12 protein-coding genes are annotated in these 17,164 nt (G+C 63.3%); 6 read left to right on the forward strand and 6 right to left on the reverse strand.

Translation table 11 applies throughout. The annotated features are described in order from the left end of the window. From nuoJ to nuoN, 5 genes are all read left to right on the forward strand, one after another. Complete coding sequence (gene nuoJ / locus J9892_RS08165) at positions 1-540, forward strand: NADH-quinone oxidoreductase subunit J (RefSeq protein ID WP_010675035.1); 540 nt, start codon at positions 1-3, stop codon at positions 538-540. Positions 541-619: 79 nt separating this feature from the next. Beyond that, positions 620-928 (forward strand): NADH-quinone oxidoreductase subunit NuoK, encoded by a 309-nt coding sequence (gene nuoK, locus J9892_RS08170; protein WP_010675036.1) that lies wholly within the window; start codon positions 620-622, stop codon positions 926-928. Next, positions 925-2,772 carry an NADH-quinone oxidoreductase subunit L gene (nuoL, locus tag J9892_RS08175; protein ID WP_113977583.1) on the forward strand — a complete coding sequence of 616 codons (1,848 nt, stop codon included), beginning with the start codon at positions 925-927 and terminating at the stop codon, positions 2,770-2,772. Before nuoK ends, nuoL begins: the two co-directional genes overlap by 4 nt. A gap of 69 nt (positions 2,773-2,841) precedes the next feature. Next, the gene (nuoM, locus tag J9892_RS08180) at positions 2,842-4,359 is read left to right on the forward strand and encodes an NADH-quinone oxidoreductase subunit M (RefSeq protein WP_113977594.1); all 1,518 of its coding nucleotides are present in this window, start codon (positions 2,842-2,844) and stop codon (positions 4,357-4,359) included. A 43-nt stretch (positions 4,360-4,402) separates the two neighbouring features. Continuing rightward, positions 4,403-5,866, forward strand: coding sequence for an NADH-quinone oxidoreductase subunit NuoN (gene nuoN / locus J9892_RS08185; protein ID WP_113977582.1), 1,464 nt, complete (start codon positions 4,403-4,405; stop codon positions 5,864-5,866). Positions 5,867-6,142: 276 nt separating this feature from the next. Here the strand turns inward: nuoN and purL are convergent, their stop codons facing one another. After that, complete coding sequence (gene purL, locus J9892_RS08190; protein WP_113977580.1) at positions 6,143-10,036, reverse strand: phosphoribosylformylglycinamidine synthase; 3,894 nt, start codon at positions 10,034-10,036, stop codon at positions 6,143-6,145. A gap of 149 nt (positions 10,037-10,185) precedes the next feature. Between purL and mltF the strand changes: the two genes are divergently transcribed. After that, complete coding sequence (mltF, locus tag J9892_RS08195; protein ID WP_113977578.1) at positions 10,186-11,679, forward strand: membrane-bound lytic murein transglycosylase MltF; 1,494 nt, start codon at positions 10,186-10,188, stop codon at positions 11,677-11,679. Positions 11,680-12,001: 322 nt separating this feature from the next. Here mltF and J9892_RS08200 read toward each other — a convergent pair whose 3' ends face one another. The 5 genes from J9892_RS08200 to hisS all read right to left on the reverse strand — a co-directional run bounded on the left by J9892_RS08200 (position 12,002) and on the right by hisS (position 17,035). After that, positions 12,002-12,232, reverse strand: coding sequence for a zinc ribbon domain-containing protein (locus J9892_RS08200; protein WP_039038718.1), 231 nt, complete (start codon positions 12,230-12,232; stop codon positions 12,002-12,004). A gap of 123 nt (positions 12,233-12,355) precedes the next feature. Beyond that, on the reverse strand, positions 12,356-13,852 hold the full coding sequence (der, locus tag J9892_RS08205) for a ribosome biogenesis GTPase Der (protein WP_010675045.1): 1,497 nt from the start codon (positions 13,850-13,852) through the stop codon (positions 12,356-12,358). Between the two features lie 74 nt (positions 13,853-13,926). Then, the gene (gene bamB / locus J9892_RS08210) at positions 13,927-15,111 is read right to left on the reverse strand and encodes an outer membrane protein assembly factor BamB (protein WP_029314685.1); all 1,185 of its coding nucleotides are present in this window, start codon (positions 15,109-15,111) and stop codon (positions 13,927-13,929) included. Then, complete coding sequence (locus tag J9892_RS08215) at positions 15,104-15,754, reverse strand: tetratricopeptide repeat protein (protein WP_010675047.1); 651 nt, start codon at positions 15,752-15,754, stop codon at positions 15,104-15,106. Before J9892_RS08215 ends, bamB begins: the two co-directional genes overlap by 8 nt. A 3-nt stretch (positions 15,755-15,757) precedes the next feature. Further along, on the reverse strand, positions 15,758-17,035 hold the full coding sequence (gene hisS, locus J9892_RS08220) for a histidine--tRNA ligase (RefSeq protein ID WP_010675048.1): 1,278 nt from the start codon (positions 17,033-17,035) through the stop codon (positions 15,758-15,760). Positions 17,036-17,164: the final 129 nt, after the last annotated feature.

Here is a 17,164-nt window from a genome sequence, read left to right on the forward strand (position 1 = left end):
ATGGAACTGGCATTCTATGCCGCGGCCCTGGTCGCCGTTTACAGCACGCTGCGGGTGATCAGCACCAGCAACCCCATGCATGCGCTGCTCAATCTCATCATCTCCCTCATCGCCGTGGCCATGATCTTCTTCTGCCTGGGCGCCGCCTTTGCGGGGGCCCTGCAGGTGATCGTCTACGCCGGCGCCATCATGGTGCTGTTCGTGTTCGTGGTGATGATGCTGAACCTGGGGAGCGCCCAGGATCAGGAGAAGAAGTGGCTCACCCCCATGACCTGGGGTGGCCCGGCCCTGCTCTCCCTCATTTTGCTGGGCTTTCTGGCCCACGGCATTCTCGGCGTGACCGGCGGTGAACTGGGTCTGACCGAGGTCAGCGCCAAGGAAGTCGGTATCGCCCTGTTCGGCCCCTATGTGCTGGCGGTGGAGCTCGCCTCCATCCTGCTGCTGGCGGGTCTGGTCACCGCCTATCACCTGGGCCGCGAGGACAAGAGTGGGGAAGTGCTCTCCGTGCCTCGCACCACACAGGAAGGAGGTCAGCAATGAGCGACATCCCCGTGGTGATGCATGGCTCGCTGCCGGCAGCCCGCCCCCTTTCCATCCAGCAAGCACAAGGAGCATGGCGATGAGTGGAATTCCCATGGAGCACGGCCTCCTACTGGCGGCCATTTTGTTTGCCATCGGCCTGTGCGGCCTGCTGATACGCCGCAACCTGTTGTTTATCCTCATGAGTATCGAAATCATGATGAACGCATCCGCCCTGGCGTTCGTGGTGGCGGGTAGCCGCTGGGCCCAGGCCGACGGCCAGATCATGTACATACTGGTGATTTCTCTGGCGGCAGCGGAGGCCAGTATCGGCCTCGCCCTGTTACTGCTGCTCTATCGTCGTTACCACACCCTGAACGTGGACACTGTGAGCGAGATGCGCGGATGAGCCTCCTATATCTGACTTTCCTGTTCCCGCTGCTGGGATGGCTGCTGCTGGCCTTCTCCCTCGGCCGCCTCGGCGAGCGCACCTCGGCGCTCATCGGTGTCGGCAGCATCGGTCTCTCGGCCCTCACTACCCTGTGGGTCGGCATCGATTTCCTCAATACCATGCCGGAAGGCGGCGTCTATACACAGACCCTATGGCAGTGGATGACGGTGGGCGAGTTCCAGCCCGCCTTCCGTCTCTCCCTGGACGGGCTGTCACTGACCATGCTGGGGGTCGTGACCGGGGTGGGCTTCTTCATCCACCTGTTCGCCTCCTGGTACATGCGCGGGGAAGAGGGGTATTCACGCTTCTTCACCTACACCAACCTCTTCATCGCCAGCATGCTGTTCCTGGTGCTGGCCGATGACCTGCTGTTCGTCTATCTGGGCTGGGAAGGAGTGGGGCTGTGCAGCTACCTGCTGATCGGCTTCTACTACAAGGATCGCAACAACGCCGCCGCCGCCCTCAAGGCGTTCGTGGTGACCCGGGTCGGCGACGTCTTCCTCGCCATCGGGCTCTTCGTGCTCTATCGCGAGCTCGGCACCCTCAACATTCACGAGCTGCTGGTGCGCGCCCCCGCGATGTTCGCAGAAGGCTCCCCTGCCCTGTCGTTCGCCTGCCTGATGCTGCTCGGCGGCGCGGTCGGCAAATCCGCCCAGCTGCCCCTGCAGACCTGGCTGGCAGACGCCATGGCGGGCCCGACCCCGGTCTCGGCGCTGATCCACGCGGCCACCATGGTGACTGCTGGTGTCTATCTCATCGCCCGCACCCACGGCCTCTTCCTGCTGGCACCGGAGATCCTCCATCTGGTGGCGCTGGTTGGTGCCATTACCCTGGTACTGGCGGGCTTCGCCGCCCTGGTACAGACCGACATCAAGCGGATCCTGGCCTACTCCACCATGAGCCAGATTGGCTACATGTTCCTGGCCCTCGGCGTTGGTGCCTGGGAAGGGGCCATCTTCCACCTGATGACCCACGCCTTCTTCAAGGCGCTGCTGTTCCTCTCCGCCGGGGCCGTCATAATCGCGACCCACCACGAGCAGAACATCTTCAAGATGGGAGGCCTGCGCAAATCGCTGCCGCTGGTCTACGCCTGCTTCCTGGTGGGGGGCTCGGCCCTGGCCGCGCTGCCACTGGTGACCGCCGGTTTCTACAGTAAAGACGCCATCCTCTGGCAGGTGCAGGCCAGTGGCCAGAGCGCCCTGCTGTGGGCCGGTCTGGGTGGTGCCTTCCTCACCTCCCTCTACACCTTCCGCCTCATCTTCATCGCCTTCCACGGCAAGGAGCAGACCCAGGCTCACGCCGGACAGGGCCTTGCCCACCATTTGCCACTGCTGGTGCTGCTGGTGCTCTCCACCGGAGTCGGCGCCCTCATCGTGCCACCGCTGGCAGGAGTGCTGCCGGCCGGCCCGGGAGATCACATCGAAGAGGGACGCCATGGCCTCGAGATCCTCTCAGGCGTCATCGCCGTGGCAGGCATTGCGCTGGCCGCCTTCCTCTTCCTCGGCGAACGTCGCCTGGCGAAGGGGATCGCCGAGAGTGCACCGGGGCGGGCTCTGTCCACCCTCTGGTTCAATGCCTGGGGCTTTGACTGGCTTTATGACCTGATTTGGGTCAAGCCCTACCTGCTGGCGACTCGCCTGCTCGGCAAGGATCCGCTGGACAGGATGATGAACCTGCCCGCCGTGCTGGCCCAGGGGGGGCATCAGCTGCTGGCCTGGACCGTCTCCGGCAAGTTGCGCTGGTACGCAGCCTCCATGGGGATGGGCGCCGCCCTGATCCTGGCCCTGCTGCTGCTCGGCTGATCCATGAGCCCAATATTGTGTGGCAGGCTCAGCGCCTGCCCGACTAGAACCTAGATGAGAGCTGATATCGTGACCTTACTCTGGATCTTGCTAATTCCCTTCATCGGCGGCTTGCTCTGCTGGCAGATGGAGCGGCTCGACGGACAGTTTGTCCGCTGGGTGGCCCTCGCCTCCATGAGCGCCTGTCTGGTGCTCTCCAGCGCCATCTGGCTCGGTGGTGACTTCACCCTCGCCAACCCCGGCCTCCCCGTCTGGGCAGCCGAGTGGCAACAACCCTGGATCCCCCGCTTCGGCATCTCCCTGCACCTCGCCGTGGACGGGCTGTCGCTCCTGATGGTGATCCTCACCAGCTTCATCGGCGTGCTGGCCATCCTCTGTTCCTGGAAGGAGATCGTCCAGCGCATCGGCTTCTTCCACCTCAACCTGCTGTGGATCCTGGGGGGCGTGCTCGGCGTCTTCATGGCGGTGGATCTGTTCCTCTTCTTCTTCTTCTGGGAGATGATGCTGGTGCCGATGTACTTCCTGATCGCGCTCTGGGGCCACTCGGTCACCGATGGCAAGTCGCGCATCAACGCCGCCACCAAGTTCTTCATCTACACCCAGGCGAGCGGCCTCATCATGCTGGTGGCCATCCTGGGCCTGGTACTGACCCACCACGCCGCCACCGGTGTCTTCACCTTCAACTATCAGGAACTGCTCAACACCCCCATGAGCAGCACGGTACAGTGGCTGCTGATGCTGGGCTTCTTCATCGCCTTCGCGGTCAAGATGCCCCTGGTGCCGCTCCATGGCTGGCTCCCTGATGCCCACAGCCAGGCGCCCACCGCAGGCTCCGTGGATCTCGCGGGCATCTTGCTGAAAACCGCGGCCTACGGCCTGCTGCGCTTTACCCTGCCGCTCTTCCCCGAGGCGTCCGCCGAGTTTGCTCCCTACGCCATGGTGCTCGGCCTCATCGGCATCGTCTATGGCGCCCTGCTGGCCTTTGCCCAGACCGACATCAAACGGCTGGTTGCCTACACCAGCATCTCCCACATGGGCTTCGTGATGATCGCCATCTACTCGGGCAGCGAGCTCGCCCTGCAAGGGGCAGTGGTACAGATGATTGCCCACGGGCTCTCGGCCGCCGGCCTCTTCATTCTGTGCGGTCAGCTCTACGAGCGTCTGCACACCCGGGATCTGCGCCAGATGGGTGGTCTCTGGGGACGGCTGCGCTACCTGCCCGGCGTGATGCTGTTCTTCTCCGTCGCATCCCTCGGGATGCCGGGGACCGGCAACTTCGTCGGCGAGTTCCTGATCCTCATCGGCAGCTTCCAGGTGGCCCCCGTCATCACCGTCATCGCCACCTTCGGGCTGGTGCTGGCCTCGGTCTACTCCCTCATCATGCTGCAGCGGGCCTGCTTCGGGACGCCCCGGGAGGAGAGCATGCTCAAGGGGCTGGATACCCGGGAACTGACCATGATGCTGACCATCGCCGGCCTCTTGGTGCTGCTCGGTCTTTATCCCCAGCCGGTGCTCGACACCGCCAGCAGCAGCCTCCTGAGCGTGCTGCACTGGTACGCGCTGCCGGGCACGGGGGCGCTGCAATGATGCTTTCTCTTTCGCCTTCCTTGTCCATGTCGGGAGCACTGTCATGACGTTTACTGTTTCTCAACTGCTGGCCCTGCTGCCCCTGTTGCTGACCACGGGGGCCATGGTGGCCCTGATGCTGGCCATCGCCTGGAAGCGCTGTGACGACACCGCCTTCGTGGTCACCATCATCGGCCTAAACCTCGCGCTCTTCTCCCTGCCCATCGTGATGGCCCAGGGGGATCAGGGGGTCACTCCCCTGCTGCAAGTGGACGCTTACGCGGTCTTCTACATGGGGCTGGTGCTCATCGGGGCCCTGGCCACCTGCACCTTCGGTCGCACCTGGCTCAAGGGCTATCCGGACAACCGGGAAGAGTTCTACCTGCTGCTGCTCATCGCCACCGCCGGTGGTCTGGTGCTGGCAGCCTCCCGTCACCTCGCCTCGCTCTTCATCGGGATCGAGATGCTGACCCTGCCCATGTTCGGTCTGGTGGGGTATGCCTATCGCGAGCGGCACTCGCTGGAAGCCAGCATCAAGTACATGGTGCTCTCCGCCAGTGCCACCGCCTTCCTGCTGTTTGGCATGGCACTGCTCTACGCCCAGGCCGGAAGCCTGAGCTTCAGCGATCTCGGTGTGACCCTGGCCCAGAGCCCGGCTCACCATCCGCTGCTGATGGGGGGCTTTGGCCTGATGCTGGTCGGCTTTGCGTTCAAGTTGTCCCTCGCCCCCTTCCACCTCTGGACCCCGGACGTCTATGAAGGGGCGCCGGCACCGGTGGCCACCTTCCTCGCCACAGTGAGCAAGATAGCCGTGTTCTGCGTGCTGCTGCGCTTCTACCTGGCGGTACCCGCCACCTCGGATCCCATGATCCACTGGCTGCTGGCGGCCATGGCGGTCGTCTCCATCGTGGTCGGCAACCTCCTGGCGCTGATCCAGACCAACATCAAGCGGATGATGGGTTACTCCTCCATCTCCCACTTCGGCTATCTGCTGGCGGTGGTGGTGGCAAGCCGCCTCGGCGAGATGCCGGTGGAAGCGGCGGGTGTCTACCTGCTGATGTACCTGTTCACCAGCCTGGGTGCCTTCGGCGTCATCAGCATGATGTCCAGCCCCTATCGCGGCAAGGATGCGGACTCCCTGCACAGTTATCGCGGTCTGTTCTGGAAGCGCCCCTATCTGACGGCGGTGATGACGGTAATGATGCTCTCCCTCGCGGGTATCCCCATGACGCTGGGCTTCATCGGCAAGTTCTACCTCATCGGCGTCACCGTCGATGCCAAGCTGTGGTGGCTCTCCGGCGCCATCGTGCTCGGCAGTGCCCTGGGGCTCTACTACTACCTGCGGGTCATGGTCACCCTCTACCTGCGTGAACCCGGCATGCAACTGCGCGATGCCAGGGCCGACTGGGCCTTCTCCTCCGGGGGCCTGGTGGTGCTGCTCTCCGCCATTCTGGTGGTATTGCTCGGCATCTACCCCCAGCCCGTCATCAGTCTGGTGCAGGGCTTCCAGCACGTGGTGCTGCGCTAGCTTCAGGTTCACAGTCCACAGTTCACACAGCAAAACCGGCCTCCGTGGCCGGTTTTTTATGTCCGCCAAGGCTCGGTCCGGCTTGCCCGTCTGGCAGGCGATACCAGATCGGCCCCCTCAATCCATGACATATCCTCCAGCAAGCAGCTGGCGGAGCAGTGGGCTGAAGACGGCCTCGCCCCCATCGTGATCGTCTCCTCCTGCCCTCCCCATTCTCAGACACATGCCCATAAAAAAACCGGCCACTGGGGCCGGTTTTTAGTTTCTTGCTGGCGCTTAACCCAGGCGAACCCGAGCATTGCGGAACATGCGCATCCAGGCGCCATCCTCTCCCCAGTTGTCCGGGTGCCAGGAGTTGGCCACGGTGCGGAATACCCGCTCCGGGTGCGGCATCATGATGGTGGCGCGGCCGTCCGCACTGGTCACCGCGGTGATACCGTCAGGGGAGCCGTTGGGGTTGGCCGGGTATTGCACGGTGACGTTGCCGCGGTTGTCCACGAAACGCAGCCCCACCAGACCGCTCTGTTGCAGCGCAGCCAGGTGAGCAGCATCGCGCACTTCCACGCGCCCTTCCCCGTGGGAGACGGCAATCGGCATCACGGAGCCAGCCATCCCGGCGAAGAAGGCGGACGGGGAGTCCTGCACTTCCACCAGGCTGAAGCGCGCCTCGAAGCGCTCGGAGCGGTTGCGCACGAAGCGCGGCCAGAGATCGGCCCCCGGGATGAGGTCGCGCAGGTTGGACATCATCTGGCAACCGTTGCACACCCCCAGGGAGAGGGTATCGCCGCGCTCGAAGAAGCGCTGGAACTGCTCACGGGCGTTGTCGTTGAACAGGATGGACTTGGCCCAGCCTTCCCCCGCCCCCAGCACGTCGCCGTAGGAGAAGCCGCCACAGGCCACCAGGGTCTGGAAATCTTCCAGCTTGATGCGCCCCTCGAGGATGTCGCTCATGTGCACGTCGACAGCGGTAAAGCCGGCGCGGTCAAAGGCGGCCGCCATCTCCACGTGGGAGTTGACCCCCTGCTCGCGCAGCACCGCCAGACGGGGAGAAACCCCGCGAGCGATATAGGGCGCGGCCACGTCGTCGGACGGGTTGTAGGTGAGCCTGGCCTGCAAACCCGGATCGGTGGCGTCCTGGCGGGCGGCATGCTCCTGATCGGCGCACTCCGGGTTGTCGCGCAGGCGCTGCATCTGCCAGCTGGTCTCGCCCCAGATGGTGCGAAGGGCGGTGCGGCTGGCGCGATACACTTCGCTGCCGGCACGCTGGAACAGGATGAGGTCGTCTTCGCGCACCGTGCCCAGCACATGGGAGCAGGCTGCCAGACCGTGACCGGCCAGCAGGGTCAGCACCGCTTCCTTGTCTTCGCGACGAACCTGGATGACGGCACCCAGCTCCTCGTTGAACAGGGCCGGCAGCAGGTCGCCACCCACGCGATCGAGCTGGATGTCGAGGCCGCAGTGACCGGCAAACGCCATCTCGGTCAGGGTGACGAAGAGGCCGCCGTCGGAGCGGTCGTGGTAGGCAATCAGCTTGCGATCCGCCACCAGCGCCTGGATGGCGTTGAAGAAGCCCTTGAGCTGGACCGGGTTGTCCAGATCTGGGGCACTTTGCCCAAGCTGGCGGTAAACCTGGGCCAGGGCCGAGGCGCCGAGGCGCTGCTTGCCGTTGCCAAGGTCGATGAGGATAAGGTCGGTCTCACCGAGATCGGTGCGCAGTTGCGGGGTCACGGTATTGCGCACGTCCTCGACCCGGGCAAACGCCGAGATGAGCAGGGAGAGCGGCGAGGTGACGCTGCGCTCTTCCCCGTCCTGCTGCCAGCGGGTCTTCATGGACATGGAGTCCTTGCCCACCGGGATGGTTATGCCAAGGGCCGGGCAGAGCTCTTCGCCCACCGCTTTCACGGCTTCGTAGAGACCCGCATCTTCCCCCGGGTGGCCGGCTGCGGACATCCAGTTGGCGGAGAGCTTGACCCGCTTGAGGGAGCCGATATTGGCCGGTGCCAGGTTGGTCAAGGCCTCGGCCACCGCCATGCGGGCGGAGGCGGCATGAGAGAGCAGCGCCACCGGGGTGCGCTCGCCCATGGACATGGCTTCACCGTGGTAGCTGTCGTAGGTCGCGGCGGTGACGGCGCAGTCAGCCACCGGGATCTGCCAGGGGCCGACCATCTGGTCGCGGTTGACGAGGCCCGTTACGGTGCGATCGCCGATGGTGATGAGGAAGGACTTCTCCGCCACGGTCGGCAGGCGCAGCACGCGCTCGGCGGCGTCGCTGAGGGTGATGCCGTCCAGTTGCAGCGCCTTGCCCTGGGCGGGCAGGCTCTGCACGTCGCGGTGCATCTTGGGCGCCTTGCCAAGCAGCACGTCCAGCGGCAGATCGATGGGCTGGTTGTCGAAGTGCGCATCGGACAGGGTCAGGTGCTTCTCTTCGGTGGCGGTGCCGATGACGGCATAGGGGGCGCGTTCGCGCTCGCACAAAGCCTTGAACAGAGGCAGCTTGTCCTGGGCCACGGCCAGCACATAGCGCTCCTGGGATTCGTTGCACCAGACTTCCAGCGGGCTCATGCCCGGTTCGTCGTTCGGAATGGCACGCAAGTCGAAGCGACCACCGCGATCCCCGTCGCTCACCAGCTCCGGCATGGCGTTGGAGAGACCACCGGCGCCCACGTCGTGGATGAAGACAATCGGGTTGTCGTCCCCCAGTTGCCAGCAGCGGTCGATCACTTCCTGGCAGCGACGCTCCATCTCGGGGTTGTCACGCTGCACGGAGGCGAAGTCGAGATCTTCGGCAGACTGACCGGAAGCCATGGAGGAGGCTGCGCCGCCACCCAGGCCGATGTTCATGGCCGGACCACCCAGCACGATGAGGGCAGCCCCCACCGGGATCTCCCCTTTCTGGACGTGCTCGCTGCGGATGTTGCCGATGCCACCCGCCAGCATGATGGGCTTGTGGTAGCCGCGCACCTCGACGCCGTTGTGGCTCGGCACCTGCTCTTCGAAGGTACGGAAGTAACCCAGGATGGCTGGGCGACCGAATTCGTTGTTGAAGGCGGCGCCGCCAAGGGGGCCTTCCTGCATGATGTCAAAGGCACTGACGATGCGGCTCGGCTTGCCGAAGTCCTGCTCCCAGGGCTGCTCGAAACCGGGGATGCGCAGGTTGGAGACGGAGAAGCCCACCAGGCCCGCCTTGGGCTTGGCGCCACGCCCTGTCGCACCCTCGTCGCGGATTTCGCCGCCGGAGCCGGTGGCGGCACCCGGGAAGGGAGAGATGGCGGTCGGGTGGTTGTGGGTTTCCACCTTCATCAGGATGTCGACGCGCTCCTGGTGATACTGGTACTCACCGTTGGCGGGGCTCGGGAAGAAGCGGCCACCCTGGCTGCCTTCCATCACCGCGGCGTTGTCTTTGTAGGCAGACAGGACATGGTCCGGCGTCTGCTCGAAGGTGTTCTTGATCATCTTGAACAGCGACTTGGGCTGCTGCTCGCCGTCGATGGTCCAGTCGGCGTTGAAGATCTTGTGGCGGCAGTGCTCGGAGTTCGCCTGGGCAAACATGTAGAGCTCGATGTCGTTGGGATTGCGACCCAGCCGGGTGAAGTTGGTCACCAGGTAATCTATTTCGTCATCGGCCAGGGCCAGACCCAGGGTCACGTTGGCCTCTTCCAGGGCGGCGCGACCACCACCCAGCACATCTACCTGGGTAAAGGGGCGCGGCTCATGGTGAGCAAACAGGGCGGCAGCCTCGTTCATCTCGGCAAAGACTACTTCCATCATGCGATCGTGCAGCAGGGCCGCGATCTCGCTACGCTGGGCCACGCTCAGCTCACCCTTGGCCTGCACGTAATAGGCAATGCCGCGCTCCAGCCGCTTGACCTGTTTCAGGCCGCAGTTGTGGGCGATGTCGGTTGCTTTGGAAGACCAGGGGGAGATAGTGCCGGGGCGGGGGGTAACGAGGAACAGCTGACCGCTGGGGGTGTGTTCCGGGATGGTCGGGCCGTAGCGCAGAAGCTGGCCCAAGGTCGCTCGCTCGGGGGGCGACAGCGGGCTCGTCAGCTCGGCAAAATGCACGTATTCCGCATAGACGCTTGCTATCTCTACTCCTCTCTGTGCGCAGCTCTGCAGCAGCTTGTGGACACGAAACTCAGACAGTGCTGGGGCACCACGCAAGATTTCCATATACCTTTCTCACCAAGTTTTAGAGTGTGGGGGGATTTGAGACGCGCGTATTATAGGGATCAGGCCCATCCTGAACAAACGTTTTTCTCATCTCGCGCGGTGTGACTCCCTTCATACTCTCTGGTATAAAGGTGCCTCTTTTTTGACAAATGCCGTTTTTTTCAACAAGGGTACTCACCTACTTGCGCTGCATTTTTCGACTGTTCATCGGGATGATGTTGACGCTGGCCCTGGCCGGTTGCGACTTCTACCACCCCTCCAGCCAACTGGAGCAGATCCGCCAGCGAGGCGAGATCCGGGTTGGCACCCTCTATGGCCCCACTTCCTATTACCAGCGTGACGACACCGCACTGGGGTTCGACTACGAGCTGGCGCAGCTTTACGCCGACTGGCTGGGGGTCAAGCTGACCATAGTACCGGCCTACAGCACCGCCGAGCTGGTCGAGCAACTGCAAAAGGGCAAGCTGGATCTCGCCGCCGCCGCCATCGTCGTGACCCCGGAGCGGCGCAAGCTGTTCCGCTTCGGCCCCGGCTTCTACCAGGTCTCCCCCAAGCTGGTCTATCGCAACGGTTCCTCCAGGCCCAAGAACCTCGGTGACATCAAGGGCAGCATAGTGGTGCCGGCGGGCTCCACCGGCGAGGACCTGATGAAGGAGCTGGCCAAGCAGTACCCCAACCTGAAGTGGAGCACCAATCGGGATGCGGACGTGGAAGAGCTGCTCAAGCAGGTGGCCGACGGCAAGGTGGACTACACGGTGGTGCAGGACACCATACTGGCCCGTACCCAGCGCTACTACCCCGAACTCACCGAGGGCTTGACCCTCGCCAGCAAGCAGACCGTGGCCTGGGCCATGACCAAGCTGCCCGACGACAGCCTCTACGCCAGCATCATCGACTTCTTCGGTCAGCGCTTCATGGATGGCGCCATCGCCAAGCTCGACGAGAAGTACTTCGGCCACGTGCAGAACTTCGACTTCGTCGACACCCGTACCTTCCTGCAACGGGCCAAGAGCCTGCTGCCCAAGTACCAGGCTCTGTTCCAGACCCACGCCAAGGATATCGACTGGCGGCTGCTGGCCGCCATCAGCTATCAGGAATCCCACTGGGATCCCCAGGCACGCTCCTACACCGGGGTGCGTGGCATGATGATGCTCACCGGTCCGACCGCCAAGGCGATGGGGGTAAACGATCGCACCCACCCGGAAGAGAGCATCAAGGGGGGCGCCCGCTACCTGCAGGAGATGATGGCGAAGGTGCCCGACTCGGTCCCGGCGGACGAGAAAGTGTGGTTTGCCCTCACCGCCTACAACATCGGCTACGGCCACATGATGGATGCCCGCCGCCTGACCAAGGAGCTGGGCAAGAACCCGGACGCCTGGAGCGACGTGAAAGAGGTGCTGCCCCTGTTGCAGCAGTCACGCTGGCATCGCAAGGTGCGCTATGGCTATGCCCGTGGCGGCGAGGCGCGCAACTATGTCAACAACGTGCGCCAGTACTACCAGAGCCTGCTCTGGCTCGACAACGAACAGCAGAAGGCCCATCGTCGCGAGGAGCTGGACGAGGACGACAGCAGCGAGCCGGACGTGCCGGCACAGCGTCCGGCCATCATCGCCGAAGTGGTCAAACAGATCATCACCCCCTAGCCTCGCCGGGGGTGTGTTTTCCTGCCCTGTTCTCTGTTACCATCCTTGGGTATACGAGGGGCGCTGGAGCGAACTTATTGTAATGTATTCATTGCGTTGCAGTTCCTGCCAAGGGCCCTTTCGGCCCCACGCAAGACCAGGGAGGAGAACAGGATGCGAGCACGCAGAAGAGCCATATTGGCCCGAAAAACCAAATGTGCCTGGAGCCCGAGACGCAAGCTCAAGCTGGCCGACATGAAACGCAAGATCTGGCACAGAAACCGCTCCTTCACGCTGCTGATAGCGGAGCACACAGTATAAACCCGGCATCAGCCGGGTTTTTTTATGCCTTGTCAGGCTGCGCTTCAAACAGAACGGTGCGCTTGGAGACCAGGGTGTTGCAGTGGTTGCAAAAATAATCCACCGCGCCGCAAGCCCGAAGCCGCTCCAGCTCCTGCCCGCAGGCAGGACACAGGGCCCGGATGCGATAACGGGCCTGACACTGGCCACACGTCGTCTCGCGGCTGCGGCTGTCCAGTTCGCCCTGACAGGCAGGGCAGGTCAGCGTGTTCATTCTCTTCTCGACTCCTCTTTACGTCACTGTGCACCGGCGTCACTCGCAGCCCCTCTCCCGGTTTGTCTGCCCTGAGGAGGGCCACCAAGAAAAACGGCTGCCGGTAAGGGCAGCCGCAGGGCTTTATTTCTTCGCTTTGGCCTTGAGCAGGCGCTTGCGCTGGCGTTCCTGGCTCAGGGTCAGGGTGTTCTTCTTGCCCTCGAACGGGTTGACCGACTCCTGGAACTCCACACGGATCGGCGTCCCCATGATCTTCAACGACTTGCGGAAGTAGTTGATGAGGTAGCGCTTGTAGGAGTCAGGCAGGTCGTTCAACTGGTTGCCGTGGATCACGATGCGCGGCGGGTTGTAGCCACCGGCGTGGGCATACTTCAGCTTGACCCGGCGACCGTTCACCATGGGCGGCTGGTGATCTTCCTGGGCCATCTGCATGATGCGGGTCAGCATGGCGGTGCTGGTGCGGCGAGTCGCGGACTCGTAAGCCTCGTTGATGGATTCGAACAGGTGACCGACGCCACTACCGTGCAAGGCGGAGATGAAGTGCACCCGGGCGAAGTCGATGAAGCCCAGACGTCTGTCCAGCTCGTTCTTGACGTCCTCTTTCACCTTCTGATCCAGGCCGTCCCACTTGTTGACCACCAGTACCACGGAGCGGCCGCTGTTGAGCACGAAGCCGAGGATGCTCAAGTCCTGATCCGTGATGGTCTCCCGGGCGTCAATGACCAGCAGGCAGACGTTGGCATCTTCAATCGCCTTGAGCGTCTTGATGACGGAGAACTTCTCCACCGTCTCGTGCACCTTGCCACGGCGACGCACGCCGGCGGTGTCGATGACCACGTATTTCTGATCGTCGCGCTCCATGGGGATGTAGACGGAGTCGCGGGTGGTCCCCGGCATGTCGTAGACGATGACCCGATCTTCACCCAGCATGCGGTTGGTCAGGGTCGACTTGCCGACGTTGGGACGACCGACGATAGCAAATTTGATGGGCAGGTCGGCGAACGGCGTCTCCTTGGTATCTTCCCGGGTGTCGAGCTCACCGGCAGCCACCATGCGCAGCAGGGCCTCTTCGTCGAACTCCTCCAGCTCCTCTTCCTCTTGTGCCTCGGTGGCAGAGCCGACCAGGGTCTCGAGGTGGGGGGCCAGGGCCAGCTCCAGCAGGCTCAGTACGCCACGGCCGTGGGCGGCCGCCATCTGGTAGACCTCGCCCAGGGCCAGACCGTAGAACTCGGACACCGCGGAGTCACCGTCGATGCCGTCGGTCTTGTTGGCCACCAGAAACACCTTCTTGTGGGTCTTGCGCAGGTGCTCGGCGATGGCCTGATCCGCCGCGGTGAGACCGGCACGGGCATCCACCATGAAGAGCACCACATCGGCCTCTTCGATGGCCAGCAGGGACTGCTCGGCCATCTTCAGCTCGATCCCCTCCTCGGTGCCATCGATACCGCCGGTATCGACCACGATAAATTCCAGCTCGCCCAGCTTCGCCTGGCCATATTTGCGGTCCCGGGTCAAGCCGGGGAAGTCGGCAACCAGGGCATCCCGGGTACGGGTCAGGCGGTTAAACAGGGTGGATTTCCCCACGTTGGGGCGGCCCACCAGGGCAACTACAGGAGTCATAAAAGCCTCATTCTCAAGACGACAAAGGCTCCGGGTCCGAAGACCAGGAGCCGGATATTCACATTATCGGACGATCAAGGACGCTTGAGGGCGTACAACTTGCCGTCACGGCTCTGCACATACAGGGTGTCACCCTCCACCAGCGGAGCGGCATAGAGACCACTGCTGTCGAGCTGCTGCATGGCCTTGATGGTCCCGTCGGTACGGTCCAGCCAATACAGGTAACCTTCCACATCGCCGACCACCACATAGTCACCCAGGATGACGGGGGCGGTCACGGTGCGGTTTTCCAGCTGGGTGTTGGACCACAGCTCGAGACCGTTGCGACGATCGACCGCAAACAGATGGCTGCGGCTGTCGGTCAGCACGATGGCATTGCCGGTCACCGCCATGTCGCGATAACCGGAATACTTGCGCTTCCACACTTCGTCGCCGCTCATCAGCTTGCGCGCCATCAACTGGCCGTTGTAGGCGATGGCGTAGAGCTCATCACCGGCAATCAGCGGGCTGGCATCGACGTCCACCATCCGATCCAGTTCGGTGGCGCCGCGCGGGTCAGCCACCTTGGATTGACGCACAGGCTGGCCGTTGCTCAGCAGGGCGATGCCCACCTTGCCATCGGCGCGGCCATAGATGACGGCACCGTTGGTGATGATGGGGGCGCCGGCACTGCGCAGGGTCAGGGGCGGCTGCTCTTCGGACAGGGTCCACTGCAGCTTGCCTTCGTCGGTATCGAGCGCCACCAGGCGACCGGAGGTGGTCAGCACCACCACGCGGCCATCCTCGACGGCGGGGCTCGCCACCACTTCCCCAGGAACCGTGGTCTGCCACAGCACTTCGCCGTTGGCCTCGTTCAGGGCGTAGACCACCCCGTTTTCGGACCCGAGGAACAGCTTGCCGTAGCGAGAGACCAGACCACCGGAGAGACGGGCACTGCGCTTGTCGGCGTTGATGGGCAGATCTGCCAGATCCACGCTCCACAGCTCCTTGCCGCTCTCGCGCTCGAAGGCGGTCACATCGCCATCGCGGGCCGCTGCATAGATGCGGTCCTCTTCCACCACCGGCTTGAGCTGGGAGTAGAAGTCGCCGATGCCATCCCCGACCGAGGAGGACCATGCGGTATCGGCAGTGAACGCGGACTCGACCTTGGGCAGGGGTGCCATGGGGTTGAGATCTTCTTCCGAACTGAACAGGGAGCAGCCCTGCAAGGCGAAGGAGACAGCCACCCCCAGCGCCATTCGCTTGTACAGATTACGCATCCGGAGCCTCGCCCGCAGTGACGGCTGGCAGCGCCAGATCATCCATCTTCAGCTTGAGTTCGGCGCTGCTCTGCAGGCCGCCGGCATCCGCCGCCGCCTGATAGGCATCGCGCGCTTCTTCGGCCTTGCCCTGCTTTTGCAGGATGTCGCCGCGCACTTCCGCCACCTGGGCCTTGAAGGCGTCGTTGTTGATCTTGCCAAGCTGGGCCAGGGCCTCGTCAGCCTTGCCCTGATCGCTCAGGACCCGTGCCAGACGCAGGGCGGCGATGGGCTTGATGCTGTCATCGCCACTGGCGGCCACCTGGGTCAGCTGCTCGGCAGCCAGATCCAGCTTGCCCGCCTTGACGGCAGCCGCGGCCAGTTGCAGGGCGGCCAGCTCGGCATAGGCGTCACCCTTGTGAGCGGTAATGAAGCTCTTTGCCTGCTCCAGGGCGGCGTCGTCCCCCTTGGCGAGCTGGGCGGTCATCTCGTTGTAAGCCTGGGAGGCGGCTTCCTGGTTGTTCTGCTGCATCTCGTTGTAGTAGCGCCAGCCAAAGAGGCCGACCAGACCGATCACGGTCCCGGCGATCACCGAGGTGCCGTTCTCTTTCCACCAGTTCTTGATGACCTCAACCTGTTGTTCTTCAGTGGTATACACTTCCACAGCTTACTCTCCTTTCGCTGCCAGCAGGGCGATGGCGGCATCGACCGAGACGGTCTGTTGCTCGGCCTGGCCACGCAGATATTTGATGGTGATCTCCCCGCTTTGCACCTCGGTCTCCCCAAGGATCAGGGCAATGGCCGCGCCGCTCTTGTCGGCACGCTTGAGTTGTTTCTTGAAGTTGCCGCCGCCGCAGTGGCTCATGAGGCGCAAGTCCGGCAGGGCATCGCGCAGGCGCTCGGCCAGGGCAAAGCCAGCCTGCTCGGTCCCCTCACCCACCATGCAGAGATAGACATCCACCGCGGGGCGGATGTCAGCATTGAGTTCGAGGGTTTCAAGCATCAGCACCAGACGCTCCATCCCCATGGCAAAGCCCACCGCCGGGGTCGGCTGGCCACCGAGCTGCTCCACCAGGCCGTCGTAGCGACCACCGGCACAGACGGTGCCCTGGGCCCCCAGGCTGTTGGTCACCCACTCGAACACGGTCAGGTTGTAGTAGTCGAGGCCACGCACCAGACGCTCGTTCACCTCGAACTGGATGCCGGCCGCCGTGAGCAGGCGCTTGAGCCCTTCGAAGTGAGCCAGGCTCTCTTCGCCCAGGTGATCGAACAGACGGGGGGCACCTGCCAGGATGGCCTGTACTTTCTCGTCTTTGGAGTCGAGCACCCGCAGGGGGTTGCTGTACATGCGGCGCTGGCTCTCTTCGTCCAGCTCGCTCTTGTACTGTTCCAGATAGGCGACCAGGGCATCGCGATAGGCGGCACGTTCGTTGCTCTGGCCGAGGGTGTTGAGTTGCAGAGTCACGTGATCGCTGATGCCGAACAGACGCCACAGGCGGTGAGTCAGCATGATGAGCTCGGCATCGATGTCCGGCCCGTTGATGCCGAACAGCTCGACCCCGAACTGGTGGAACTGGCGATAGCGACCTTTCTGGGGACGCTCGTGACGGAACATGGGGCCCATGTACCACATCCGACGTTCCTGGTTGTAAAGCAGACCGTGCTCGATGCCGGCACGCACGCAACTGGCGGTCCCTTCCGGACGCAGGCTCAGGCTGTCGCCGTTGCGGTCTTCAAAGGTGTACATCTCTTTTTCGACCACGTCGGTCACTTCACCGATGGCACGCTTGAACAGATGGGTCTGCTCGACGATGGGCATGCGCACTTCGCTGTAGCCATAGCTGGCCACGACCTGGCGCAGGATCTGTTCTACTTTCTGCCATACCGGGCTCTGCTCCGGCAGGCAATCATTCATACCGCGAATAGCTTGGATCTGTTTTGCCACGTTGATACTCGAGAAAAAGAGGTAAAATTTGGCCGCATTATAGGGATTTTCGACCCCGAGGTAAAATCGGGTGCCCGGATGCGGGATGTAAAATCAACAACCTAAAGCCGGGGCCACCCCAGGTGGCCC

The sequence above is a fragment of the Aeromonas sp. Prich7-2 genome, from assembly GCF_017939255.1.
GTDB classification, from domain to species: Bacteria; Pseudomonadota; Gammaproteobacteria; order Enterobacterales; family Aeromonadaceae; genus Aeromonas; species Aeromonas caviae.